Raw genomic sequence first — 22,241 nt, forward strand, 5'->3', positions numbered from 1 at the left:
GATGGCACAATTCGACACGATCCGGACGGCATCCGGCGCGCGCGCCGCCGAGATCGATGAGGGCCTGCGCGCCCATATGAACAAAGTCTACGGCACGATGTCCGTGGGCATGCTCATTACATTTGCGGTGGCATGGGCCGTCGGCTCCAGCCCGCAACTGCTGTCGGTGTTCCGTGATCCTGTCACGCTGAGCCCCAACATTCTGGGCTGGATCATCATGTTCGCGCCTCTGGCAATGGTGTTCGGCTTTGGCGCCGCGATCAACCGCCTTTCGGCGGCTGCTGCGCAACTGTTCTTCTACACGTTCGCCGCAGTCATGGGCCTGTCGCTCAGCTGGATTTTCGTGGCTTTCACCGGCATCTCGATCGCTCAGGTCTTTCTCGTGACCTCGATCGCCTTTGCGGGCCTGTCACTCTATGGCTACGTCACAAAGAAGGACCTGTCCGGCATGGGCACGTTCCTGATGATGGGCGTGATCGGTCTGATTGTCGCCATGATCATCAACCTGTTCCTGCAGTCGCCAGCCATCATGTTCGCCGTGTCCATCCTGGGCGTTCTGATCTTTGCCGGTCTGACAGCCTATGACACTCAGAAGATCAAGACCACATATCTGGAAATGGCACATTCCGGAGATCAGGAGTGGCTGGGCAAAGCGGCAATCATGGGCGCGCTGAGCCTCTATCTTGACTTCATCAACATGTTCATGTTCTTGCTGCAACTTTTTGGAAGCCGCGAGTAACTTTCACTCGTCTCTAGAAAAGTCTGAGCCCCACCTAGCAGGTTGCTGGGTGGGGCTCTTTTTTTGTGCGTATACGATCGCTTTGCCGAGAGTTCAGCAATGTCCTCGCACAATGAAACCTTTTTTCTTTTGATGGGGTCTTCCTCCTGGCTTTTATGGACAGTGGTTGTTTTCGTGATCCAACTTCTGAGTGCAAAGATGCTACCCCGTCGTACAGTTTCCGCTTCGACGACGCCCCAAAGCAGCGTGCGTCACCCCACTGTAAGGCCGGTTTGCCCCGCACGCAGTTTGAACCCAATGGAAGATGCCTGTGTCCTGCATCGCGTTCGCAGCTTGCGAGGAGTCCAACCGGAGTTCAGATCAAGTTGATGCGACCTATCCGTTCCGCAGAAACTCGCTCGGGCTGACGCCGAGGGTTTGCCGAAACATGTAGCTGAAGGCGCTGGACGATTCGTATCCCATGTCGAATGCTACCGACGTCACACTCCGACCGGATGCGAGGAGTGAAACGGCGTGCAAGATCCGGACGTGCCGTAACCATCTGGACGGAGGCATGCCTGTGTCAGCAATAAACAGGCGCTCAATCGTCTTTCGGCTCGCAGGTACATCTGACAGCCAAGCCGCCACAGAGCGAACACTGCCGGGTGCATCAAGCGCGGCCTGGGCAATCCCACGAATGCGGGTATCTTTCGGCAGAACAACAGACAGCGGCACGTCTGACGCGGAGAGCAGTTCATGCCGAAGCAGTACGTGGAGCGCCTCGTTGTGCCTGGTCTCTCGGGCATTGGTGCCCTCTGGCATGACTGCGGCAAACAATGCGCTAAGGAGGGGTGTCATCGCAACGACCCGGCAGTCACCACCAAGCCGGTCGGCCTCTTCGCGGTTCACATCCACGTAAAGCATCACGTTGTTGGTGCCGTAGCGCATCCAGTGTTCGGTATCCGGAGGTATCCAGATCGCCATCGCCGGACTCAAAAGCAAAACGCGGTCCGGAGTTCCTACGTACATCGACCCTGACGCGGCTGAGATGAGCTGACCAAAATCGTGCGTGTGCCAATCGTAGCTTTCTCCTGTAGCCGGTGTGATTGTCTCCCCCAGATATCGCGGGCGATTCACCTTGACTGGCTGTATGGCATTCATTGACGAATCCTCGATGATGTTTGCCCATCTTTCGACAGACAGACATACCATGCCTGATTAGATTTCACCACTAAATCGGGCATTGGGCCCGGTTAGTTGCATCGGGCGGCACAGCCAAAATGAACAACCGCAAACTGATGACCTGGTTCGCAATGGGCCATTTGGCCAATGATTGGCCGATTGCCGCGCTGTGGCTGATCGTGCCTGCGGCAGGTCTTGCCATGAACCTGTCGGCCGCTGAGGTTGGACTGCTGTTCACGTTGTTCAGCGTGGGAGGCGCGCTGGCCTATGTCCCAGCGGGACTGCTTGCGGATCATGTTTCGAACCGGGGCCGCCTGCTTGTTGCAACATTCTTTTGGGTCGCTCTTGGCTGTGTGCTGGCGGCAGCCGCCCCCGGGTTCTGGAGCCTGGCAGTTCTTCTGGCGGTTGCCGGGATGGGGAACGCAGCCTGGCACCCGATCGCAACAGGCGTGCTCACGCGCAACAACGAGAATGGTCGCGCGCACGCACTGGGGATCCATGCGATAGGTGGCTCTTTCGCCGAAGTCTTGGCTCCGTTGTTCGCTGGATTGCTTCTGTCATTCTTTGACTGGCGAAGTACGCTGGCGATTTCGGTTCTTCCCGCCGTTCTGCTGGGACTGTGTTTCCTATGGGTTGCGCGCAAAGTATCCGTTGTCGAAAGAAGGTCCATGGATCGACAAGGCGTGTGGGACGTGATGCGCGCCTGGCGCACTGGCCGCGGGTTGCGCATTGCCGCGATGATTTCGCTGTACAACATGGCGCTAATCGCATTGCTCAGCATGATCCCGTTTTATCTGGCGGCGGTTCATGACTTAACTCCCGCCACAATCGGGGTCATTTTTGCAGCTCTGCTCATCACGGGCGCACTTATCCAACCCTGGGTTGGATGGATATCCGATACGCTGGGTCGCAGGCCGGTTCTCGCAATCGGGAATGGGCTTGCCGCCTTGGCAACGGCAACGCTGGTTTTTGAGCAGTCATTCTGGGTCATGATTGCGATGATGGCGCTTGGGATCGCCGCCTTGGACGCCATCCGGGCGACGATGCTCGCAACCAGTGTCGACTACACCGGCCAGAGCGAAAGCACGACGTTGGGTCTGGCCTTCGCTCTCCTCGATGGTGTCGGCGCGTTTGGAGCGGTTCTGGCCGGGATTGCAGCCGGCATCTCGTGGAGCGTCATGTTTGGCTTTGCCGCCGCGCTCGCATCTGGCGCAGCAATTCTAAGCTTCGGCGCTGGCTGCAGATCACCGAAAAGCGGCACTATGACCGCAGTCACCCGGCTCGCACCGTGGCAGGAGCGACACCGGCCCAGACAGGAACAAGAAAAGCAGTTTCTCGACAAAACACCAATGGAATGGGAAGGCACGACAATCGAGGAGGCAAAAGCGGAGATTATGAGACGCTACTGGCTGCGCTGAGTGAGTTGGAGAGACCCCCTGGCCACAAGCCATCTCCGCCATCGCCGGCTGCAATAGCTATGTTGTTCGTTTCTTCCAGAGTGGCCACACCGCCCGTTGGTTTCGGCGCAGCAAATAAAAACGGAAACTGAAGTTGATGAAACCCGAAGTGCAGCGAATGAGGTGATTGAAAGCAAGCTTTCACCACGCGCAGTTCGTATTCTGGAAGCCCTGGCGCAGGCTCAGGCGGCATGGTGTCGCGTGGCGCCCTGTTGATCCATGGGGGGCCGAATGTCACCGTGAGTGACGAGGGCTTAACACAGGTCAAACATCCGTGCGCCTGCGTTCGGACCCGTCGAATGTGCATACGGCGCTTGGACACTCGTTCGGTGCGTTGAACCGATGGGCCAAGACAAAACGGTCTTTTGAACACGCGTTGTATTGCGATCAGAATGATCGCCGACACGCTTACCTGACAGCAAGAACCCTATTTGCGTGTGGGGATTACGGTGGGGCCGCAACTATGGCTGAGCGGACGCTCTGGATGTCGAAAACTACCGACCGGTCTACCTTGCGGCGCGCAGGTGCGGTACTCCAAGAATTGTAAAGAACCGTCAGTGCTACAAGTCAAATACGAAAGGTGTCCGACAGGTCCCAGACCGCGTACCCTATCACCCAGTTCGGTGGGTCATGCCTTGGTATCAAACAACAAAGCCCACACCAATGAGGTGGGGGGGATGTATCGCGACAGTGAATCGAAGAGATCAACTGCAGTTCAAAGGAACTGCGAAACCTGAACTACGTTCCGACGAGCCTTTGCGAAATACATCTCCGGCTGGCAGGCACCCGGTGAATCGCTCGGTCTGACTGCCAAAACTGGCCCCGACAGAATTGTCGACCCGCGTGCTGTTGTCCCGCGTACGCAAAACACCAAACAATGTGCCGTTGACGCTGACCGTGCTGAGAAACAGGTTTGTGTCGCTGCCGGACAGTTGCACAGCACTCGTGTCGCTTCGTCCGCCGTTATCGATGGCAACGCCTGCAACTTTCGACGGATCGACCTCGTCCGACAAAACCGAAACCGTTGGCAATTCGGCCAGTTCGGCCGGCACGTTCGTCGCTGGCGGCACAAAGGCCACTGCGCCTTTAACGTCGGAAACCGTGCGGGGTTCGCCGTCAATGCCCGTAAAGCCAACACCTTCGCGGTTAAACGGGTCTTCACAGGCCGAGAGGGTCAGAACGGCGATTGTGGATAACAAGATTTTTTTCATGACGGTCAACATTTTGTGGCGGTTTGCTCAACCGTACTTGCAGGCCGCGTCAAAAAGCAAGCCGCAGGCCAGACGATTGGCCATGCGGCTGATGCGCCACTGCAACGGCGCAATGGATACTCGACCCGGCACTCCGCCTCCTAGCGACCGGTGAAAAACGCAAAGAAAAAGGTCCTGCAAACGCAGGACCCTTCAAAGAGTTCGGATAGAACGGCAGATTACTTGATCTTGCCTTCCTTGTACTCGACATGCTTGCGAGCAACCGGATCGTATTTACGAACGGTCATTTTCTCGGTCATGGTGCGCGCGTTTTTCTTGGTCACGTAGAAGTGGCCCGTGCCCGCGGTCGAGTTCAGACGGATCTTGATTGTCGTCGGCTTCGCCATGGTGATCTCCTGCGTCCAAAAGGCAGAGGCCTATTGGTTGAATTCCTATGAGCGTGCGCTTTTACCCGGTCGCGCGCCCGAGTCAAGGGCATTTGGCACCTCAGATTAACCGAAGAGAGCGAGTGATGTGGTGCCCTGTCCCGCCCACGCGAGCATTGGTCACAACAGCGCCATTCAAAAAGGGAATTCGCACGTTTTCAGAATTTTGCCTCATTCGCGAGATAGCCAGTAGCTCATGACACCTATGAGCAGAGTGACCTAGAATGACATTTCGCATGATACCTTTATCGCTATTAGTTTTTTTGAGCGCATGCGGGGATTCGATTTCCACCATTCCGATTCCTCACACGCCAATTGGTGCCGAGCAGGGTGCGAGCGGCAGTGCGGCAGTGCCATTGAACAGCTCTCAAGCAGCGACGTATCGACTGTCTCCCGCGGAAACAGTCACCGTGCAGAAAATCGACGAGAACACGACCGTCAAAACCTACATTTTAGGCGCACCACCGCCGGCCGTGAATTTTGCCGCCCAAACGCCCGGAAATGTTCCTGTTTATTCCGTCACCACACGTAAGACCAATGCACAGGCCGCGGCTGACGCCGCGAAGAAGTCAATGCCCGGCAAACCGATTCAGTTTGGAAAGACCAGCACCCAGCTACGGCGTATTGTCGTCAATGGTTCGAGCTATGGAGTGGTCAAACCGGTTGGTTACGTACCAGGCCCACTGTCGCGCAAGTATGTAGCATGGGAATCGACGTTGCTGCGTATCGTCACGACTGAAACAGGATGCAACATGAAGAAAGTACGGGATGGCGGTTTGGTTCAGGGTCTGTGGCAAAACTCATTCGTCATACCGCTTGAGTGTTGACGCCGACCCGAAAAGATATGCGCGGAGGGCCTGTAAGCCGGATCCTGTTCCGGGGTTGCCCCCTTCGATGACCATTCCTCTAGGCCGCGCATTGCTGCGCGGCTCAAGCTGCCAACCCGGTCCCTCTTGGCCAAGACGCGCTTAGCGGCGGTATCGGCTTGCGCCGACCAGCCCGCGCGGGGACCCTATTTGGCATTGCTCCTGGTGGGGCTTGCCGTGCCGCCCCTGTTGCCAGGGGCGCGGTGGGCTCTTACCCCACCGTTTCACCCTTACCTTGGACCGAAATCCGCGGCGGTTTGATTTCTGTGGCGCTGTCCGTCGGGTTGCCCCGCCCGGGCGTTACCCGGCACCATTGTCTTGTGGAGTCCGGACTTTCCTCTCGGGCCGAAGCCCCAGCAGCCATCCGGCCCTCCGCGCGGGAAATGACGTATGCGGCGTGCCCGGCGGCGTCAAGGGTGGATCGTCCCGGCAAGGGGCCAGCCCCTTCTTGGCCTGCGGCCAATTCAACCCCGAGGTATTTTCGGCCAGATGAAGGGGGGATCAGGCTTAAATGGCAGTTCGCGCAAGCACAGAAAAATCGGCTGGGCCCAGCGGGCCGCGCGCCCAGGGACGGTATCTGAGGCGGACGGTGGCCAGCAGTGTTTCGTCGTCCATTTCTGCGGTGAACCCCGCGCTGTGGGCCAGCGCGCGGAAGAGTTCGGGCGGCGCATCGGAGGGACCATCCCCATATCCACGGCGGGCTGCAAGATCCTGACGTTCAAACCGCTGCCAGTCAAATTTTGGGCCGGGGTCAAATTTGCGGCCCGGAGCCATGTCCGAGTGGCCGATCACGCCATCGGGGCCTATTCCCCATCTGGTCATGATTTGCGGCAGCAAGCTGTCCAGCACCGCCATTTGCGGTTCGGCAAAGGGGTGGGTTCCGGCATTGTCCAGTTCTATTCCGATCGAGCGGGAGTTGATGTCGGTCTGACCGTGCCATTCCCCTGCCCCAGCGTGCCAGGCGCGGTCTTCCTCCTGCACCATATGCCAGATCGTGCCATCAGCGCCGATCAGATAATGGGCGGAAACCTTGGCCTCGGGATCGCACAAACGGTCCAGTGCAGCCTGCGCATCCTCCATCGCCGTGTAGTGCAGAACGATCAATGACGGCGTCAAACCATCCCTGCGCGGACCAAAATTGGGCGAGGGATGCCAGATCGGCGTCGGTGGATCAGTTGCTGACGGCACTGCGGAACGGGCCGGGATCCCAGTTGCAGGCGAAACCGTCTCCGTCGGGATCCAGCCCTTTCCGATCACGCTGGGGCCCGCCACTGGACAAAAACTCGATCTGCGCCTGATCCGGCGATGGAAACTGTGCACAATTGCGTTCGGCTTTTGCCTGCAAGTTGAAACCCGCGCGGCTGTATAGCTGCATTCCCACGGGGTTCGACGTGCTCAGCGCGTACTGCACGATGTTCGGCTGACCATCCGTTCCGCGCTGCGGCACGGCGGTCGGGGCCACTACTTCATAGGTCTGCCGGTTCTGTTCGATCAGCGCCGCATCGGATTCGATGGATCGACGGCCCGAGACGGCCTCAAAATCCTGTTCATCCGAAATTTCGGGGCTGCTTGCGGTCGGGATTGGTGCAGTTGCTTGTCCGGAAGTGCTTGCCAGCGCAACGGCCGTCTGATTGGCGATGTCTGCATTAGCACCGGTGGCAGCCGACTCCAACGTGGCCGCCCCAGGCGCTCCAAGTGGTTCTTGCGAGACGTCCGCAGGTGCGGGAAACGGATTGACCGCGCCACCCTGCCCGGCCAATTGCGCCTCGCGTTGTGCCTGATACTCCGGCGTATTGAACCCCGTACCGGCAACCGGTGCGACCGTGTCGCACGCCGCAATGAAACCGATGGCCGGGACCAGAAGCATAAAGCGCATTCAGCTGCTCCGTCTTTCGTTGTCTTGCCTGCCCTGAGGCTTACCACCATTTCCCGGGCTTGGCCACAAAACCGGCCGCACCCTCCAGCGCGTAGGCCGTGTTGAGCAACTCGCCCTCGTCCCATGGGCGCCCGATCAATTGCAATCCGAGCGGCAGGCCCTGCGCGTCCAGCCCAGCGGGCACCGAAATACCGGGCAGACCGGCCAGGTTGACCGTGACCGTGAAGACGTCGTTCAGATACATCTGTACCGGGTCGGCCTCGGTCATCTCGCCCAGACCAAACGAAGCGGACGGGGTTGCGGGCGTCAGAATTGCGTCAATACCGGCAGCAAAGACATCCTCAAAGTCTTTCTTTATCAGGGTTCGGACTTTGCGCGCGCGGTTATAGTAGGCGTCGTAGAAGCCAGCCGACAGAACATATGTGCCGATCATCACCCGACGCTGCACCTCGTGGCCAAACCCTTCGGCGCGGGTCTTTTCATACATCTCGGTAACGCCATCGCCCTGCGCCAGTTTGGCGCGGCGACCGTATCGCACGCCATCATAACGCGCGAGGTTCGAGGACGCTTCGGCCGGGGCGATCACATAATAGGCCGGCAATGCGTATTTGGTGTGGGGCAGCGAGATATCGACCATCTCGGCACCTGCTTCCTTGAGCATCAGGGCCCCATCAGCCCACAGCTTTTCGATCTCGGCAGGCATTCCATCCATACGGTATTCCTTGGGGATACCGATCTTTTTGCCTTTGATGTCGCCGGTCAGCATGGCTTCGAAATTCGGGACGGCGAGTTCCGCGCTGGTCGAATCCTTGGGATCGTGGCCGCACATGGTTTCCAGCATGATTGCGGCGTCACGTACGCTTTTGGTCATCGGGCCAGCCTGATCCAGCGAGGATGCAAAGGCCACAATACCCCAGCGCGAGCACCGACCGTAGGTCGGTTTGATGCCCGTGATGCCCACAAATGCCGCCGGTTGGCGGATCGAGCCACCAGTGTCGGTTCCGGTCGCCGCCAGACACAGGTCTGCCGCAACGGCTGACGCAGACCCGCCTGACGAACCGCCCGGGGTCAGCTGCGCATCGTCGTTTCCACGCCGCCACGGGCTGACGGCATTGCCGTAAACCGAGGTTTCGTTGGACGAGCCCATGGCGAATTCGTCCATGTTCAGCTTGCCCAGCATCACGGCCCCGGCATCGGCCAGTTGCTGTGACACGGTAGACTCATATTCGGGCTTGAACCCTTCCAGAATCTTTGAGGCCGCTTGCGACGGCACGCCCTTGGTGCAGAACAAATCCTTGATGCCAATCGGCAGACCGCACATCGAGGGCGCTTCACCGCCTTTGATCCGTTCGTCCGCTGCCTTGGCCCGCTCAATCGCAATCTCGGGCGTCTTGTGGACAAAAGCATTCAGCGCATTAGCTTCATCGATCGCCTTCAGGCAGGACTCTGTAAGTTCAACCGAGGTCACGTCACCCGCACGCAGCGCATCGCGCGCCTCGGCCAAGCCCAGTTTGTTCAACTCGCTCATGTCTTACTCCACCACTTTGGGGACTGCGAAAAACCCCTCACGCGCATCGGGGGCATTGGCCAGAACCTTGTCCTGCTGGTTTCCATCGGTAACCACATCTTGGCGGCGCTTCAGGCGCATGGGTTCAACCGAAACCATCGGTTCCACACCGTCGATGTCCACCTCGTTCAGCTGCTCGATGAACCCCAGGATCGTGTTGAATTCCGAGGCCAGCGCCGGCAGCGCCTCATCCTCGACCTTGATCCGGGCCAGTTTTGCCACCTTGGCAGCGGTGCTTTGGTCAATCGACATGGAAACCCTCATATGCGTTAGGGGGCATTTACCCGTCTGTTGCACCGGTCGCAAGACCGCCGGGTCGCGCCACAATGACTATCTTTGGTCCGCGATCTGCAATGCCCCATTCAGAACTGAATACCTCATATGCAAAAAAGTAAACCGGTTGGTTCATTTTGGTTCTTGAAAACTGAACTGCGCTGTTCATTTTCTAAGATGTGTCACAGCACAAAACCGGAGACAGAAAATGAAAACCTTTCTTACTGCCGCTATCTTGTCTGCTACCGTTCTTTCCGCGCCGGCCATGGCCATGGGCGTCGATTTGACCAACCTGACCCGTAACCTCAGCTTCCCCGAACCGGTCTCGGAACCGGTCACACAGGACCAGGCCAAACCCCTGAAGTAGGAAGCTGCCACCGCCGGGTCAGGAGCCCCCGACCTGACCCGGCATTGATGCAATTGGCTGCTGCACCTCTCGCTTCAAGCCGCTACCATAGGCCCACACATCCCAGTGACGTCCGGTAGTCGGGCAAGCCAACGGAGCGGAATATGAGTGGGCGAAAGCAAGCAGTTCTGGACGCAATTGATGCGGCCAATTCTAACGACCCGAATATCGAAGAGAATCAGCCCGAAGCATTGTTGTACGGCCAACGCATGAGTGCCGAGCTTGAGCGTTTGTTTCCAGATGCTTCCGATGCCCTGCAGATTGCGGCGCGCGGGCAGCACGTCGAGCGATGGAAGCTGGGGCGGAATGAGTACCCGGACGGGCGCGCAGGTTACCTCGCATGGCGAAAGGCGCAAGGTGAGCATCACGCGGATGTCGTGATGTCCCTGATGACACAGGGCGGATACGGGTCCGAGGCTATTGACGCCGCTGGCCGAATGCTGCGCAAACAGGGGATCAAGCGTGACCCCGAGGTTCAGGCCCTTGAAGATGTGATCTGCTTTGTTTTCCTGAAATGGTATTTTCAGCCGTTCGCCGCAAAGCACTCGGCGGAAAAAATTCAGCGCATTGTCGAAAAAACGGCCAGAAAGATGTCGACCGAGGGACGCGCAAGGGTTCTGGAGGAATTCGATCTGCCCCGGCATTTGGCGGCTGCGTTTCGGAACTGATGCGCTACCACTGAATAGTGACCATGACTTAACGAAGAATTAACCAATTGGCGGTCCGATCGATCCCATCAGAACGTTCGGAAGTTCAAACCCCAGATGCTCAAGAACTTTTTCGTCCTCTTTGGATTACTCGCCTGCCTTCTCGGCTGTCAGGAGATGCCGTCCAGCCAGCCGAATGCACGCATCATCGCCGTGGGTGACTCTCTCATGGCGTGGAACTCGACGTCCGGCTCGTCAATCCCGGATGTGATCGAGCAAAGCATCGGCGCACCGGTTGTCGACAGGGCGATGTCCGCAGCGTGGTTGCAAACCCAATTTGACGAAAACGGTCGGCCGGAATCGGGCGTTCAGGCGCAGTTTATCGAAGGTGATTGGAGTTGGGCCGTCATAAATGGCGGCGGCAATGACCTTATGCTCGGCTGCGGGTGCATGCGCTGTGACGCGACGCTGGACAACATGATTTCTAAGGACGGGCAAAGCGGCCAGATACCGCAGTTTCTGCGCCAGATCCGAAGCAACGGAACGCGTGTGATCTATGTCGGATACCTGCGCAGTCCCAAGCTGTTGACTCCAATCGAACACTGCAAAGCGGAAGGGGACGAGTTCGAAGCCCGGATCGCCAGGCTGGCGCAGCAGGACGAAGGCATCACATTTGTATCAAGTCAGGATGTCGCGCGCCCCGGGGATGTCTCGTATTTCTCGTTCGATCTGATTCACCCCTCACGCAAATCCAGTCGCATAATCGGTGAGCGGGTGGCCAATATCATCCTGACCGAAGGGTTCTGACCACGTCGGCTCAGGCTTGTTCAGCCGCCGATACCTGATGCCTGCTGCGCAGGATTGCCTGTCGATACGCCTCGATCATCCAGCCCAGCATGATGGCATTCAGGATGTGCCACATGAAATGTGTCCCAACTGGAAACTGAGTACACAGCGGAATGTCCGTTGCGCGAAACGTGATCGACAGGATCAGAATGAAAGCACCGACAGTCATTCCCAGCGCAAATTTCGGCTCTCTGTTGCGCAGCAGAACCGCATAAATCAGGATCAACATGGGAACCGGAGCATAGACCGCAGACCCGCCAAGGCCGGGAATAAACTGGAACAGAGGAACGGTTGCGGCTGCGTAGGGTATGAACAATACTGTTCCACCGGCCGCAAGAACGGGTGACAACCGCCAGATGTCCCGATTGACCGCAAATATGTAAACAAGAATGAACAGCAGAATGGGCGTGGTATCCGCGATGGCGGCCCAAACCTGCGCATGCGTGTGAAACAGATAGCTGCCGATCCCGATCATCGCCAGAATCAGAACCAGCGCTATCGCCAGTGGCATGTTCTGGCCCCGCACCCGCCGCCACATGATCCAGGCCGAGATCAGAAAGGCCGCGTTTGTAACGGCATTGATCGGCTCGGCCCAATAGGCAGGCGACAAACGTTCGCAATAGCCGTCAATTTCCTGCATCCAGTCCATGGAATTTTACATAGCGGATGCTACGCTGCTGCCAATAGTCAGTTCAGGAGGAATTTTCGATGAATATCATTTGGCTGGGGCATGGAAGTTTCCGCATAGAAACCGCTGGTCAGGTGCTTCTGATCGATCCATGGCTGACGGGTAACCCGGTCCTGTCCGAGGCGCAGCATGATGCGGCATTGGACGGCGCCACACATATCCTGCTGACCCACACGCATTTTGACCACGTTGCCGATGTTCTGTCGCTTGCAAAACATCTCGGCGTCCCGGTGGTCGGGCAATATGACCTGATGGGGTACTGGAGCGAGGCCGAAGGCATCGAGACCGTCGGGTTCAACAAGGGCGGAACGGTCAACCTGAACGGGATAAAGGTGACGATGGTGCCGGCCTCTCACAGTTCGACATTCTCAACACCTGTCGGGTTGCGCACTGGCGGCAGCGAGGTTGGCTTCATGATCGCGACCGAGGGACACATGGTGTATGTCTCCGGCGATACGGACATCATGGCGGACATGGACTGGATGGGCGACTACTACAACCCGGATATCGGGATCCTGTCGGCAGGCGGTCACTTTACCATGGACATGAAGGCGACGGCTTATGCCGCCAAACGGTATTTTAATTTCAAGACCGTTATTCCCTGTCACTACAAGACGTTCCCGGTTCTGGAACAATCGGCACAGGAACTGATTGATGCGCTGCCAGGTGTCAATGTGATTGAGCCAGAATTGATGAAGGCAATCACGCTCTGATGCCCGCCACTGATTTCAGCCCGCAGGAATACGCTGCCCGGATCGCAAAAACACACGCCGCGATGGACAGCCAGGGCATTGATACGCTTCTGATCACCGACCCGTCGAACATGGCGTGGCTGACCGGGTATGACGGGTGGAGCTTTTACGTCCCGCAAATGGTGATCCTGCCAAAGTCCGGTTCGCCGCTCTGGTGGGGGCGGGCGCAGGACAAAGCCGGGGCGCAACAGACAACCTGGCTGACAGAGGATGCGCTGTTTGACTGGCCGGAGGCGCACGTTCAGCACCCGGATCATCATCCGATCGACTCCTTGGTGACCCTTCTGCGGGATCACGGATGGATCACCCGGCTGGGCGTCGAGATGGACAACTATTACTACTCGGCTGCCAGCCACAAAGTTTTGGAAACGGCGTTTGGCGTGCAGAGTTTGACCGACGCCACCGGGCTGGTGAACTGGCAGCGCGCCGTCAAAAGCGACGCTGAAATCGACATGATGCGCAAGGCCGGTCAGCTGACAGCGCATATGCACAGCATTTTGCGCGACACCTTTCGGCAAGGGCTACCAAAGAACCAGTTGGTGGCCGAGGTACAGGCGGCGGGCATCGCGGGACTGCCCGGTCTGGCCGGGGATTACCCGGCGATTGTGCCCATCGCCCCGTCGGGGACTGAAGCCTCGGCCTCGCACATCACATGGAACGACAGACTTCTCACCGCAGGCGAGGCGACCTATTTCGAGATTTCGGGCTGCTACAGGCGCTATCATTGCCCGGCCAGCCGCAGCCTGTTTCTCGGCGATCCTCCCCAGGACATCCTGCGTGCCGAACAGGCGGTGCTGACGGCCATTGACGATGCGCTCGCCGCCGCCCGATCCGGAACAACCTGCGAAGACGTCGCCGCGTGTGTGTACGCCAGCTTCGCCAAGGCCGGTTACACCAAGGGCAACCGCACCGGGTACCCGATCGGTTTGAGCTATCCGCCCGATTGGGGTGAGCGCACCATGAGTTTGCGCCCGGGTGACACAACCGAGTTGCAGGACAACATGACCTTTCACCTGATGCCCGGCCTGTGGACACCGGATTGGGGCCTGGCCATCACCGAAAGCTTTGTTGTGACGCCAGAGGGCGGAAAACCTCTGGCGGAGATTCCGCGAGAGCTGGTGATCAAGCCCGTCTGAGCCTGCAAAGGGTATTCTACCGCTGTGCCGCGAAGAAACGCCTTAGCAGCGCAGCCGCTTCGTCCCCGGCGATGCCATCATAGACTTCGGGAACATGATGGGTTTGCGGATGTGTAAAGACCCGGGGGCCGTGGGCCACGCCCCCGGATTTCGGATCCGACGCGCCGTAGTAAATCCGCCTGATGCGCGCGGCGGCCAATGCGGCGGCGCACATGGCACAGGGTTCCAGCGTGACATAGAGATCGTGATCCGGCAGACGTTCCGAGCCTGCATCGGAACATGCCGCGCGTAACGCCAGGATTTCAGCGTGCGCCGTGGGGTCGTTCAACTCGCGCGTCCGATTGCCTGCTGAGGCAACGACGCGGCCATCCGGCGCAACGATGACGGCACCGACCGGCACCTCTCCGCGATCCGCGGCGGCGCGCGCCTGTTCCAGCGCCTTGTCCATATGCGATCTGAACGCCATGCCCCTGACTGCATCAGAAACCCGCCTTTCGCAAGCAGGCGGGATGCGTTATGGCCGGAGCATGAGCAATACCCCTCCTCCCGGCGACCGGATCGCCAAGGTTCTCGCCCGTGCCGGTGTCGCCTCGCGCCGCGAGGCCGAACGCATGATCGAAGCGGGTCGCGTCGCCGTCAACGGCAAGGTCATCGACAGCCCTGCGCTGAATGTGACGGCCAAGGACAAGATTGCCGTCGATGGCAAGCCGGTTTCGGAGCCGGAACCGTCGCGTCTCTGGCTCTATCACAAGCCGCCCGGTCTGGTAACGACAACGCGCGACGAAAAGGGCCGCGCAACGATTTTCGACAAACTGCCCGAGAACATGCCCCGAGTCATGAGTGTCGGCCGTCTGGACCTGAACTCGGAAGGGCTGCTTTTACTGACCAACGATGGCGGTATCAAGCGCAAGCTGGAACTTCCTTCAACCGGGTGGCTGCGCAAATACCGTGTTCGGATCAACGGCCGCCCGAAAGACGAGGATTTCGCCCCACTGCGGCAGGGGCTGGTGATCGAGGGTGAGCGATTTCAGCCGATGACCGTGACGCTGGACCGCCAACAAGGTGCAAATGCATGGCTGACCATTGGCCTGCGCGAAGGCAAGAACCGCGAGATTCGACGGGCGGTTGAAGACATCGGTTTTTCGGTCAACCGCTTGCTGCGCGTGTCATACGGCCCTTTCCAGTTGGGTGACCTGAAACCCGGCGAAGTTGAAGAAATCCGTCGCCGCGTGATGCGCGATCAATTGGGCCTTGATGCCGAGACGGATCCCACCGCTACCGCAAAACGTCCCGTAAGACCGCAGCGAAAACGGGCAGCCATAGGCAAGAAACCTCGCAAGTGACGCCGGTTTGACTACCTTTCCCCTAGCGCCAAGCCCTCGCATCCACTAAATTTTCTGTGAATGTGTCTGTTGGGGGGCTTTATGTCCGGGACCGGAGTCCAAAAACTGGCCTATGCGGCCCTGCTCGTGCTTTTGTTTGGCGTCTGTACCGGCCTGTTGGGAGGTCTGTAGGACATGGCCAAACGGTATGGCGGGAAATTCAGCCCCGACGGCGCCCAGTCGCCCGATGAACCGCCCCGGCGCGGACAGTTCGATGGCGCGCGGGTCGAACCTGCGGGCGCGCGGGCAAACGTATTGTTCATTCCGGCCATTCCGTTGGTGTTCCTGTCCCTGAACGATGGGGCGGTCGGAATGACGATGGGTCTGGTTGCAGCGGGCTTGCTGACTGCCGCAGCGTTCCTGTTGCGCGAAGGATTGCGGGCCGAGGCGGCCTACAACGCGCGCCGAACAGCCAGGCGGCCCGCCTTTCCCCGCAAGATTTTCGCCAGCATACTGACGGGTGTCGGCGCTGCGCTCGCGTCTTATCGAAATGAGTATCTGGACGCTGAGGCCGTCTCGCAGGTCAGCCTGATCGCACCTGTCCTGTTTGGCGTCGCCGCGACGGCGCTGCACTCGATATCCTTCGGGATTGACCCCATGAAAGACAAGGGCATGGAAGGTGTCGACACGTTTCAGCAGGACCGTGTGGCCCGCGTAGTCGAAGACGCAGAATCCCATCTGACCAAGATGACGGACGCCATCAAGCGCGCCGGAGATCGCAAAATCGAGGCCCGGGTCGAACGGTTCCAGGACACGGCGCGCGATCTCTTTCGCACCGTCGAAGAGGACCCGCGGGATCTGGCCGGCGCGCGAAAATACCTGACCGTCTACCTGCAAGGCGCGCGCGACGCGACGGTGAAGTTTGCGGATGTCTACGCGCGCACCCGCGACGCACAGGCTTTGGCTGATTATTCCGCATTGCTGGACGATCTTGAACAGAATTTTGCGGCCCGCACGCGCAAGATGCTTTTGGATGACCGCAGCGATCTGACAGTTGAAATTGACGTGTTGCGCGACAGACTGCAACGCGAAGGCGTCCGGTTGGACTGACCGGCCACAAAAATGAGCGAGGAACATCCCCATGTCCGATGAGATCAAGAACAAAGCGGTCGAGGCCGAAGCTCTGGTGCAGGAAGTGACTGCGGTTGCGCTGCCGGAACCAAAGACCGAGATCGTCTTGTTGGAGGAGGCAGACGAACCGGTCAGCGCCGAAATCCGAAAGCGCATGGATGAAATCGATATGGACAACACCAATTCGATTGTCTCGTTCGGGTCTTCTGCACAGGCTGAGTTGCAGGAAATCAGCCAGGCCATGCTGGCCGACGTACGCAACAAAGACGTCGGACCCGCAGGCGACAGCCTACGCAATATCGTGACCACCATCCGGGGGTTTTCGGTCAGCGAGCTCGACGTACGCCGCGAACGCAGCTGGTGGGAAAGGCTGCTGGGGCGGGCCGCGCCATTTGCCAAATTCACCGCCCAGTATGAAGAGGTGCAAAGCCAGATTGACCGGATCACCGACAATCTGTTGGGCCACGAGCATACTTTGCTGAAAGACATCAAGTCATTGGACTTGCTATATGAAAAGACGCTGGATTTCTACGACGAACTGGCGCTCTACATCGCTGCGGGTGAAGAAAAACTCACCGAGTTGGACAGCCATGACATCCCGGAAAAAGAGGCCGAGGTTCAGGCCGCACCAGAAGATCAGCAGGTGATGAAAGCGCAGGAACTGCGCGACATGCGCGCCGCCCGGGACGATTTGGAACGTCGGGTCCACGATCTTAAACTGACACGGCAGGTGACGATGCAGTCTTTGCCGTCCATCCGTCTGGTCCAGGAAAACGACAAATCTCTGGTGACCAAGATCAATTCGACGCTGGTGAACACTGTACCACTGTGGGAAACGCAGCTGGCGCAGGCGGTCACCATCCAACGCAGCGCCGAAGCAGCCGCTGCAGTGCGCGACGCCAATGATCTGACCAATGAATTGCTGACCTCGAACGCCGCCAACCTGCGCGAGTCGAACAGGATGATCCGCGGAGAGATGGAGCGCGGCGTCTTCGACATCGAGGCCGTGAAGCAGGCCAACGCGGATCTGATCGGCACGATCAACGAAAGCCTTGCCATCGCCGACGAGGGCAAGGCCAAGCGCGCTGCTGCCGAGGAAGAGCTGCAGAAGATGGAGACGGAGCTGCGCGACACGCTGGCTGCGGCCAAAGCCCGCAAGGACGGAATCGGTGACAACGCCGGTACGGCAGTACCGGGTTAAAGGCGGGTTGGGCGTGCGGCCTTCGAAACACCTGAAACTCGGGCTTGGGATAATCTCGTTTTTGGCACTCGCCAATTGCGAGGAAACCTTGACCTCCGCCGTCGCCCCCGAACCTCGGCCAACCGCACCGGTCCCTGCGGCCAATGCCTATGTCCCGGCTTCGGCCGCCAGCCAGGATCTGGCCCGGTTCTATCAAAGGGTGCAGCGCGATCTGCTGACGCGCGGCCTGTTGCGCACCGATGGCGGCGGAGCGGACACGCCTTACGATGCCGACGATCTGGCACGGAATTTTGAGGTTATCGCCTTTTACAGCGAGTATCCGGATCACGTCGTGTCGATCGGATCGCGGCAGACAGACGGACAGCTCAGCCGTTGGTCCGGTCCCGTGCGTATCCAAAGCGAATTTGGCCCTTCGGTCCCGCCCGCCACCCGAGAGCAGGATGCGGCACAGGTTCGCTCTTACGCGGCACGGCTGGCGAGATTGACCGATCACCCGATTTCAACGGTCTCGCGCAAGGCGAATTTTCACGTCTTTTTTGCGGGTAAAGACGACAGCGCCTATGTCGTCACCCGCCTGCGGGAACTGATCCCGAATATCAGTCAGGCGTCACTAGATCTTGTTGCCAATCCGCGCTCGAGTTTCGATTGTTTTGTGTTTGCCTCGGCGACAAGCGACGCTCCGCACAAATATGTTCGGGCCGTCACGCTGATCCGCGCCGAACTGCCCGATCTGGTGCGTCTCAGCTGTATTCATGAAGAAATCGCGCAGGGATTGGGCCTGTCCAATGACAGTCCTGCGGCGCGGCCATCAATCTTCAACGATGACGACGAGTTTGCCCTGCTGACCAGCCACGATGAGAAACTGCTTATGATGCTTTACGATCCACGTCTTGACCCCGGTGTCACGGTGGATCAGGCCCGGCCCGTCGTTCGGATCATTGCACGCGAATTGATGGGGCAGCCGCTCTGACCCCAAGGACAGGAGAACCCACATGGGAATTTTCGATTTTCTGACCGGAGAATTCATTGATGTCATCCACTGGGTCGATGACACCCGCGACACGATGGTCTGGCGGTTCGAACGCGAAGGCCATGAAATCAAATATGGCGCCAAGCTGACCGTGCGAGAAGGTCAGGCCGCCGTGTTCGTGCACGAAGGGCAACTGGCGGATGTGTTCACACCGGGTCTCTATATGCTTGAGACCAACAATATGCCGATCATGACAACACTGCAGCATTGGGATCACGGGTTCCAATCGCCCTTCAAGTCCGAGATCTATTTCGTCAACACCACACGGTTCAACGACCTGAAATGGGGCACGAAGAACCCGATCATGCTGCGCGATCCCGAGTTCGGCCCCACCCGTATCCGGGCGTTCGGAACCTATACCGTGCGGGTGAAGGATGCGGCCAAATTCCTGATTGAGATCGTCGGCACCGATGGTGAGTTCACCATGGATGAGATCAGCTTTCAGATCCGCAACATCATCGTGCAGGAGTTCAGCCGCGTCATCGCTGGATCGGGTATTCCGGTGCTCGACATGGCTGCAAACACGGCCGATCTGGGCAAGCTGATTGCGGCGGAAGTTTCACCGGTTCTCGATGGTTACGGGTTGGAGATGCCGGAGTTCTATATCGAAAACATCTCGCTGCCGCCTGCCGTCGAGGCCGCGCTGGACAAGCGGACATCGATGGGTCTGGCCGGGGATCTGGGCAAGTTCACGCAGTATTCGGCGGCTGAGGCGATGACCGCCGCCGCCAACAACCCCGGACAAGGCGGCGGCATGGGGGCCGGTCTTGGCATGGGAATGGGCATGGCGATGGCCAACCAAATGTCGAACATGGCAGCGGGTCAGTCGAGCGGCCCATGGGGCGGTTCCGCCCCCGCTGCCCAGCAACCACCTGCGCATGCGGCCCCGCCGCCCCCTCCGCCTGTCGAACATGTCTGGCATATCGCGGTCGACGGGCAGACCAGCGGGCCATTCTCCAAGGCCAAGATGGGGCGTATGGCCAGCGAGGGCGACCTGACCCGCGAGACCCATGTCTGGACCGCCGGTCAGGATGGCTGGAAAAAGGCGGGCGACGTGCAGGAACTGGCGCAGTTGTTCACGATATTGCCGCCGCCGCCTCCGGGAGCCTGATTCAGCCCGACGTGACGCCTGTCAGCGACAAGGAACCCGATGACCGAAGAACACCGCTTTCCCTGCGATCAATGCGGCGCCGATTATCGGTTCAACCCCGGTGACGGCAACCTGACCTGTGATCATTGCGGGCATTCCGAGGCGATAAGCGCCGGTCCATGGGGCGGGGCCAGTCTGAAAGAACTGGATTTCGACGCCGCGCTTGCCGATCAACTGCCCGACAGCGAAATCGAGGAGACCCGTGTTCTGTCCTGCCCCAACTGCGCGGCTCAGGTGGAGTTTGACCCGAGCACACACGCGGCAGAGTGCCCGTTCTGCGCCACACCGGTTGTGACGGACACCGGGGTAAACCGGCACATCAAGCCAAAGGGGGTTCTGCCCTTTGCACTGGATGAGCGCAGCGCTCATAACGCCATGAGCAATTGGCTCGGGCGGTTATGGTTCGCGCCGAACGGGCTGAAGGACTACGCCCGAAAAGGGCGCAAAATGCAGGGCATCTACGTGCCGTACTGGACGTTCGATGCCGACACGAAATCCAGATACCGCGGCGAGCGGGGCGTGGTTTATTACGAAACACGCACCGTCATGCGCGACGGTAAACGCGTGCAGCAACAGGTCCCCAAAGTGCGCTGGACGCCCAAGTCCGGTCGGGTGGCCCGGTTCTTTGACGATGTTCTGGTGCTGGCCTCGCGCTCGCTGCCCAAGGCATATACCGACGCTCTGGAGCCCTGGGACTTACCCGCGCTGGAACCGTATCAGCCAGAATACCTCGCCGGGTTTCGAGCCGAAGCTTACACGGTTGAATTGCCAGACGGGTACACCGAAGCCCGCGCGCATATGGCGCGGGTAATCGAGCGCGATGTCCGCTTTGACATTGGCGGAGACCGACAGCGCATCCATTCAGTGGACACGGATATTCAGGACGTCACGTTCAAGCATATTCTGCTGCCGGTCTGGATGGCAGCATACAAGTATCGAGGCCAGACCTATCGGTTTGTCGTAAACGGGCGCACCGGACGCGTGCAAGGCGAGCGGCCCTGGTCCGCAATCAAGATTACGATTGCAGTTGTTGCGGGCTTGCTCGTGGCTGCAGGTGTCGGTTATCTGGTGGCAACGGGGCAGCAGTAACCCCATCTGCGCTTGATCAGTCGCGTTTAATGTCGATCTTTCTGGATGTTTCCGACTTTTCGACCGGTTTTTTCGGAACGGTAATGTGCAGGACGCCCTCTTTCATGCGAGCGCTCGCTTTGGCACCATCTGCATCATCCGGCAAACGGAAGGACCGGCGGAAAGCCCCATACTGCCGTTCGGAAAAGTACCACGTGTCACCTTTCTTTTCCTCGTGTGTTTTCTTTTCGCCCCGTATCGTGACAACGCCCTCCTCGACCGTCAGGTCTATGTCATCGTCTGAAACCCCCGGCAATTCCATCGAGATACTGTAGGCGTCGTCACTGCCCGATGCCTCGGTCGCAGGGCTGAGCCAGTCGGCCAGTTTGGTACTGAAATTGCGAAACGGGTCGTAAAGCGAAGGCCAGAGGCCCGTGTGATCGGATTTTTCAACCATATTCAGTCCTCCATTCACAATTTGCCCGATTCTTTCATTCCATTGGCGCACTGTCCTTGATCCGTCGCAAATTTGCGCAGGCCCTCTTGCGCCCACACCACCCTGAGGCCATCCTGCGCGCCGTAACCGTGGGGAGAATTGGTGGTGCCGATCAACGTTCTGGACACTTTGTTGAGGGACCGGCATTCCTGCCGCGCGTTTCGGACCGACCCGGTTCCAAAACCACTCATCAAGCAGATCATTTCCAGCGCAACCCGCGTACCCAGCTGGTGCAACGCCCAGCCCTGGCATCTGATCGTCACCAGCGGAGAAGAGACCGAAGCCTTCCGGCAGGCCCTGCAACACGAGGCCGCCACTGGAACGCCAAACCCTGACCTGCCTTTTCCGGCATCCTATTCCGGTGTCTATCGGGAGAGACGCCGCGCCTGTGGCTGGGCGCTCTATGATGCCGTTGGAGTGGAAAAGGGGGATCGTGCGGCCTCGGCCAGACAGATGATGGAAAACTTTGCGCTGTTCGGCGCACCGCATTGCGCGATCCTGTCCAGCCCGGCCGAGCTTGGCCCGTATGGTGCGATGGATTGCGGAGGCTTTGTCACCGCCTTCACGCTGGCTGCTCAGGCGCTTGGGGTGGCGACCATTCCACAGGCCGCCGTTGCGTCTTACGGGCCGTTTCTGCACAAGTATTTCGACATTCCCGATGATCGCCTGATTTTGTGCGCCATATCCTTTGGCTATCGCGACCCAGATCATCCCGCAAACGCGTTTCGGACAGATCGCGCAGCGTTGGGTGACATTGTCGACTGGCGCGGCTAAACCGCTCTTCAATCACCGT

Annotated in this window: 25 protein-coding genes and 1 other RNA gene; 15 read left to right on the top strand and 11 right to left on the bottom strand. The window is 58.9% G+C overall.

The window, feature by feature from the left end; all coding sequences use genetic code 11:
- Position 1: 1 nt before the first annotated feature.
- Positions 2 to 739, top strand: coding sequence for a Bax inhibitor-1/YccA family protein (locus ACR3E0_RS15105; RefSeq protein ID WP_480479629.1), 738 nt, complete (start codon positions 2 to 4; stop codon positions 737 to 739).
- A gap of 375 nt (positions 740 to 1,114) precedes the next feature.
- Here the strand turns inward: ACR3E0_RS15105 and ACR3E0_RS15110 are convergent, their stop codons facing one another.
- Positions 1,115 to 1,879: an AraC family transcriptional regulator gene (locus ACR3E0_RS15110; RefSeq protein WP_480479630.1), complete on the bottom strand. Its 765-nt coding sequence runs from the start codon at positions 1,877 to 1,879 to the stop codon at positions 1,115 to 1,117.
- A gap of 119 nt (positions 1,880 to 1,998) precedes the next feature.
- On the opposite strand from ACR3E0_RS15110, the gene ACR3E0_RS15115 reads away from it, so the two are divergent.
- Entirely contained in the window at positions 1,999 to 3,318 is a 1,320-nt protein-coding gene (locus ACR3E0_RS15115) for an MFS transporter (protein ID WP_480479631.1), read from the top strand.
- 743 nt (positions 3,319 to 4,061) lie between these two features.
- Here the strand turns inward: ACR3E0_RS15115 and ACR3E0_RS15120 are convergent.
- Both ACR3E0_RS15120 and rpmG read right to left on the bottom strand, forming a co-directional pair.
- On the bottom strand, positions 4,062 to 4,568 hold the full coding sequence (locus ACR3E0_RS15120; protein WP_480479632.1) for a hypothetical protein: 507 nt from the start codon (positions 4,566 to 4,568) through the stop codon (positions 4,062 to 4,064).
- Between the two features lie 218 nt (positions 4,569 to 4,786).
- Positions 4,787 to 4,954, bottom strand: coding sequence for a 50S ribosomal protein L33 (gene rpmG, locus ACR3E0_RS15125; protein ID WP_005630270.1), 168 nt, complete (start codon positions 4,952 to 4,954; stop codon positions 4,787 to 4,789).
- Positions 4,955 to 5,217: 263 nt separating this feature from the next.
- Here rpmG and ACR3E0_RS15130 point away from each other — a divergent pair, with 263 nt between their 5' ends.
- Entirely contained in the window at positions 5,218 to 5,820 is a 603-nt protein-coding gene (locus tag ACR3E0_RS15130; protein WP_480479633.1) for a hypothetical protein, read from the top strand.
- Positions 5,821 to 5,837: 17 nt separating this feature from the next.
- On the opposite strand, the gene rnpB is transcribed toward ACR3E0_RS15130, so the two are convergent.
- The 5 genes from rnpB to gatC form a co-directional block, all read right to left on the bottom strand.
- An RNA gene (gene rnpB, locus ACR3E0_RS15135) (RNase P RNA component class A) lies at positions 5,838 to 6,235 on the bottom strand.
- 131 nt (positions 6,236 to 6,366) lie between these two features.
- Positions 6,367 to 7,047, bottom strand: a complete 681-nt coding sequence (locus ACR3E0_RS15140) for an N-acetylmuramoyl-L-alanine amidase (protein ID WP_480479634.1) — start codon at positions 7,045 to 7,047, stop codon at positions 6,367 to 6,369.
- Complete coding sequence (locus ACR3E0_RS15145) at positions 7,031 to 7,735, bottom strand: hypothetical protein (protein ID WP_480479635.1); 705 nt, start codon at positions 7,733 to 7,735, stop codon at positions 7,031 to 7,033. The genes ACR3E0_RS15140 and ACR3E0_RS15145 overlap by 17 nt, the downstream gene beginning before the upstream one ends.
- A gap of 40 nt (positions 7,736 to 7,775) precedes the next feature.
- Entirely contained in the window at positions 7,776 to 9,263 is a 1,488-nt protein-coding gene (gene gatA / locus ACR3E0_RS15150; RefSeq protein ID WP_480479636.1) for an Asp-tRNA(Asn)/Glu-tRNA(Gln) amidotransferase subunit GatA, read from the bottom strand.
- Between the two features lie 3 nt (positions 9,264 to 9,266).
- On the bottom strand, positions 9,267 to 9,554 hold the full coding sequence (gene gatC / locus ACR3E0_RS15155; protein ID WP_480479637.1) for an Asp-tRNA(Asn)/Glu-tRNA(Gln) amidotransferase subunit GatC: 288 nt from the start codon (positions 9,552 to 9,554) through the stop codon (positions 9,267 to 9,269).
- Between the two features lie 229 nt (positions 9,555 to 9,783).
- On the opposite strand from gatC, the gene ACR3E0_RS15160 reads away from it, so the two are divergent.
- From ACR3E0_RS15160 to ACR3E0_RS15170, 3 genes are all read left to right on the top strand, one after another.
- Positions 9,784 to 9,942 (top strand): hypothetical protein, encoded by a 159-nt coding sequence (locus tag ACR3E0_RS15160; protein ID WP_480479638.1) that lies wholly within the window; start codon positions 9,784 to 9,786, stop codon positions 9,940 to 9,942.
- A 143-nt stretch (positions 9,943 to 10,085) separates the two neighbouring features.
- Entirely contained in the window at positions 10,086 to 10,649 is a 564-nt protein-coding gene (locus tag ACR3E0_RS15165; protein ID WP_480479639.1) for a DUF4202 domain-containing protein, read from the top strand.
- A gap of 156 nt (positions 10,650 to 10,805) precedes the next feature.
- A complete protein-coding gene (locus tag ACR3E0_RS15170) occupies positions 10,806 to 11,435 on the top strand; it encodes an SGNH/GDSL hydrolase family protein (protein WP_480479640.1) in 630 nt (209 codons plus the stop codon).
- A gap of 10 nt (positions 11,436 to 11,445) precedes the next feature.
- Here the strand turns inward: ACR3E0_RS15170 and ACR3E0_RS15175 are convergent, their stop codons facing one another.
- On the bottom strand, positions 11,446 to 12,123 hold the full coding sequence (locus ACR3E0_RS15175) for a ceramidase domain-containing protein (protein ID WP_480479641.1): 678 nt from the start codon (positions 12,121 to 12,123) through the stop codon (positions 11,446 to 11,448).
- A 59-nt stretch (positions 12,124 to 12,182) separates the two neighbouring features.
- Between ACR3E0_RS15175 and ACR3E0_RS15180 the strand changes: the two genes are divergently transcribed.
- Both ACR3E0_RS15180 and ACR3E0_RS15185 read left to right on the top strand, forming a co-directional pair.
- The gene (locus tag ACR3E0_RS15180; protein ID WP_480479642.1) at positions 12,183 to 12,875 is read left to right on the top strand and encodes a metal-dependent hydrolase; all 693 of its coding nucleotides are present in this window, start codon (positions 12,183 to 12,185) and stop codon (positions 12,873 to 12,875) included.
- Positions 12,875 to 14,050: a M24 family metallopeptidase gene (locus tag ACR3E0_RS15185; protein WP_480479643.1), complete on the top strand. Its 1,176-nt coding sequence runs from the start codon at positions 12,875 to 12,877 to the stop codon at positions 14,048 to 14,050. Before ACR3E0_RS15180 ends, ACR3E0_RS15185 begins: the two co-directional genes overlap by 1 nt.
- 16 nt (positions 14,051 to 14,066) lie before the next feature.
- Here ACR3E0_RS15185 and ACR3E0_RS15190 read toward each other — a convergent pair whose 3' ends face one another.
- The gene (locus ACR3E0_RS15190) at positions 14,067 to 14,516 is read right to left on the bottom strand and encodes a nucleoside deaminase (protein ID WP_480479644.1); all 450 of its coding nucleotides are present in this window, start codon (positions 14,514 to 14,516) and stop codon (positions 14,067 to 14,069) included.
- Positions 14,517 to 14,577: 61 nt separating this feature from the next.
- On the opposite strand from ACR3E0_RS15190, the gene ACR3E0_RS15195 reads away from it, so the two are divergent.
- The 6 genes from ACR3E0_RS15195 (at position 14,578) to ACR3E0_RS15220 (ending at position 20,973) form a co-directional block, all read left to right on the top strand.
- Entirely contained in the window at positions 14,578 to 15,393 is an 816-nt protein-coding gene (locus ACR3E0_RS15195) for a pseudouridine synthase (RefSeq protein ID WP_480479645.1), read from the top strand.
- A gap of 174 nt (positions 15,394 to 15,567) precedes the next feature.
- A complete protein-coding gene (locus ACR3E0_RS15200; RefSeq protein WP_480479646.1) occupies positions 15,568 to 16,482 on the top strand; it encodes a 5-bromo-4-chloroindolyl phosphate hydrolysis family protein in 915 nt (304 codons plus the stop codon).
- A 31-nt stretch (positions 16,483 to 16,513) separates the two neighbouring features.
- Entirely contained in the window at positions 16,514 to 17,704 is a 1,191-nt protein-coding gene (locus ACR3E0_RS15205) for a toxic anion resistance protein (RefSeq protein ID WP_480479647.1), read from the top strand.
- Between the two features lie 61 nt (positions 17,705 to 17,765).
- A complete protein-coding gene (locus tag ACR3E0_RS15210) occupies positions 17,766 to 18,674 on the top strand; it encodes a DUF2927 domain-containing protein (protein ID WP_480481063.1) in 909 nt (302 codons plus the stop codon).
- A gap of 22 nt (positions 18,675 to 18,696) precedes the next feature.
- Positions 18,697 to 19,845 carry an SPFH domain-containing protein gene (locus tag ACR3E0_RS15215; protein ID WP_480479648.1) on the top strand — a complete coding sequence of 383 codons (1,149 nt, stop codon included), beginning with the start codon at positions 18,697 to 18,699 and terminating at the stop codon, positions 19,843 to 19,845.
- A 39-nt stretch (positions 19,846 to 19,884) separates the two neighbouring features.
- On the top strand, positions 19,885 to 20,973 hold the full coding sequence (locus ACR3E0_RS15220; RefSeq protein WP_480479649.1) for a TFIIB-type zinc finger domain-containing protein: 1,089 nt from the start codon (positions 19,885 to 19,887) through the stop codon (positions 20,971 to 20,973).
- Between the two features lie 16 nt (positions 20,974 to 20,989).
- On the opposite strand, the gene ACR3E0_RS15225 is transcribed toward ACR3E0_RS15220, so the two are convergent.
- Positions 20,990 to 21,409 carry an Hsp20/alpha crystallin family protein gene (locus ACR3E0_RS15225; protein ID WP_480479650.1) on the bottom strand — a complete coding sequence of 140 codons (420 nt, stop codon included), beginning with the start codon at positions 21,407 to 21,409 and terminating at the stop codon, positions 20,990 to 20,992.
- A gap of 144 nt (positions 21,410 to 21,553) precedes the next feature.
- Between ACR3E0_RS15225 and ACR3E0_RS15230 the strand changes: the two genes are divergently transcribed.
- Positions 21,554 to 22,222 carry a nitroreductase gene (locus tag ACR3E0_RS15230; RefSeq protein WP_480479651.1) on the top strand — a complete coding sequence of 223 codons (669 nt, stop codon included), beginning with the start codon at positions 21,554 to 21,556 and terminating at the stop codon, positions 22,220 to 22,222.
- Positions 22,223 to 22,241 lie beyond the last annotated feature (19 nt).

Source organism: Ruegeria sp. AJ12, from assembly GCF_056536245.1.

What these genes read in the sequence shown, in the direction of transcription:
- ACR3E0_RS15165 (WP_480479639.1), top strand. Translation starts at nt 10,086, where the DNA reads ATGAGTGGGCGAAAGCAAGCAGTTCTGGACGCAATTGATGCGGCCAAT.
- gatC (WP_480479637.1), bottom strand. Translation starts at nt 9,554, where the DNA reads ATGTCGATTGACCAAAGCACCGCTGCCAAGGTGGCAAAACTGGCCCGG.
- ACR3E0_RS15195 (WP_480479645.1), top strand. Translation starts at nt 14,578, where the DNA reads ATGAGCAATACCCCTCCTCCCGGCGACCGGATCGCCAAGGTTCTCGCC.
- ACR3E0_RS15205 (WP_480479647.1), top strand. Translation starts at nt 16,514, where the DNA reads ATGTCCGATGAGATCAAGAACAAAGCGGTCGAGGCCGAAGCTCTGGTG.
- ACR3E0_RS15105 (WP_480479629.1), top strand. Translation starts at nt 2, where the DNA reads ATGGCACAATTCGACACGATCCGGACGGCATCCGGCGCGCGCGCCGCC.
- ACR3E0_RS15175 (WP_480479641.1), bottom strand. Translation starts at nt 12,123, where the DNA reads ATGGACTGGATGCAGGAAATTGACGGCTATTGCGAACGTTTGTCGCCT.
- ACR3E0_RS15130 (WP_480479633.1), top strand. Translation starts at nt 5,218, where the DNA reads ATGACATTTCGCATGATACCTTTATCGCTATTAGTTTTTTTGAGCGCA.
- ACR3E0_RS15200 (WP_480479646.1), top strand. Translation starts at nt 15,568, where the DNA reads ATGGCCAAACGGTATGGCGGGAAATTCAGCCCCGACGGCGCCCAGTCG.
- rpmG (WP_005630270.1), bottom strand. Translation starts at nt 4,954, where the DNA reads ATGGCGAAGCCGACGACAATCAAGATCCGTCTGAACTCGACCGCGGGC.
- ACR3E0_RS15225 (WP_480479650.1), bottom strand. Translation starts at nt 21,409, where the DNA reads ATGGTTGAAAAATCCGATCACACGGGCCTCTGGCCTTCGCTTTACGAC.
- ACR3E0_RS15185 (WP_480479643.1), top strand. Translation starts at nt 12,875, where the DNA reads ATGCCCGCCACTGATTTCAGCCCGCAGGAATACGCTGCCCGGATCGCA.
- ACR3E0_RS15190 (WP_480479644.1), bottom strand. Translation starts at nt 14,516, where the DNA reads ATGGCGTTCAGATCGCATATGGACAAGGCGCTGGAACAGGCGCGCGCC.
- ACR3E0_RS15115 (WP_480479631.1), top strand. Translation starts at nt 1,999, where the DNA reads ATGAACAACCGCAAACTGATGACCTGGTTCGCAATGGGCCATTTGGCC.
- ACR3E0_RS15180 (WP_480479642.1), top strand. Translation starts at nt 12,183, where the DNA reads ATGAATATCATTTGGCTGGGGCATGGAAGTTTCCGCATAGAAACCGCT.
- ACR3E0_RS15215 (WP_480479648.1), top strand. Translation starts at nt 18,697, where the DNA reads ATGGGAATTTTCGATTTTCTGACCGGAGAATTCATTGATGTCATCCAC.
- ACR3E0_RS15170 (WP_480479640.1), top strand. Translation starts at nt 10,806, where the DNA reads ATGCCGTCCAGCCAGCCGAATGCACGCATCATCGCCGTGGGTGACTCT.
- ACR3E0_RS15220 (WP_480479649.1), top strand. Translation starts at nt 19,885, where the DNA reads ATGACCGAAGAACACCGCTTTCCCTGCGATCAATGCGGCGCCGATTAT.
- ACR3E0_RS15120 (WP_480479632.1), bottom strand. Translation starts at nt 4,568, where the DNA reads ATGAAAAAAATCTTGTTATCCACAATCGCCGTTCTGACCCTCTCGGCC.
- ACR3E0_RS15110 (WP_480479630.1), bottom strand. Translation starts at nt 1,879, where the DNA reads ATGAATGCCATACAGCCAGTCAAGGTGAATCGCCCGCGATATCTGGGG.
- ACR3E0_RS15145 (WP_480479635.1), bottom strand. Translation starts at nt 7,735, where the DNA reads ATGCGCTTTATGCTTCTGGTCCCGGCCATCGGTTTCATTGCGGCGTGC.
- ACR3E0_RS15160 (WP_480479638.1), top strand. Translation starts at nt 9,784, where the DNA reads ATGAAAACCTTTCTTACTGCCGCTATCTTGTCTGCTACCGTTCTTTCC.
- gatA (WP_480479636.1), bottom strand. Translation starts at nt 9,263, where the DNA reads ATGAGCGAGTTGAACAAACTGGGCTTGGCCGAGGCGCGCGATGCGCTG.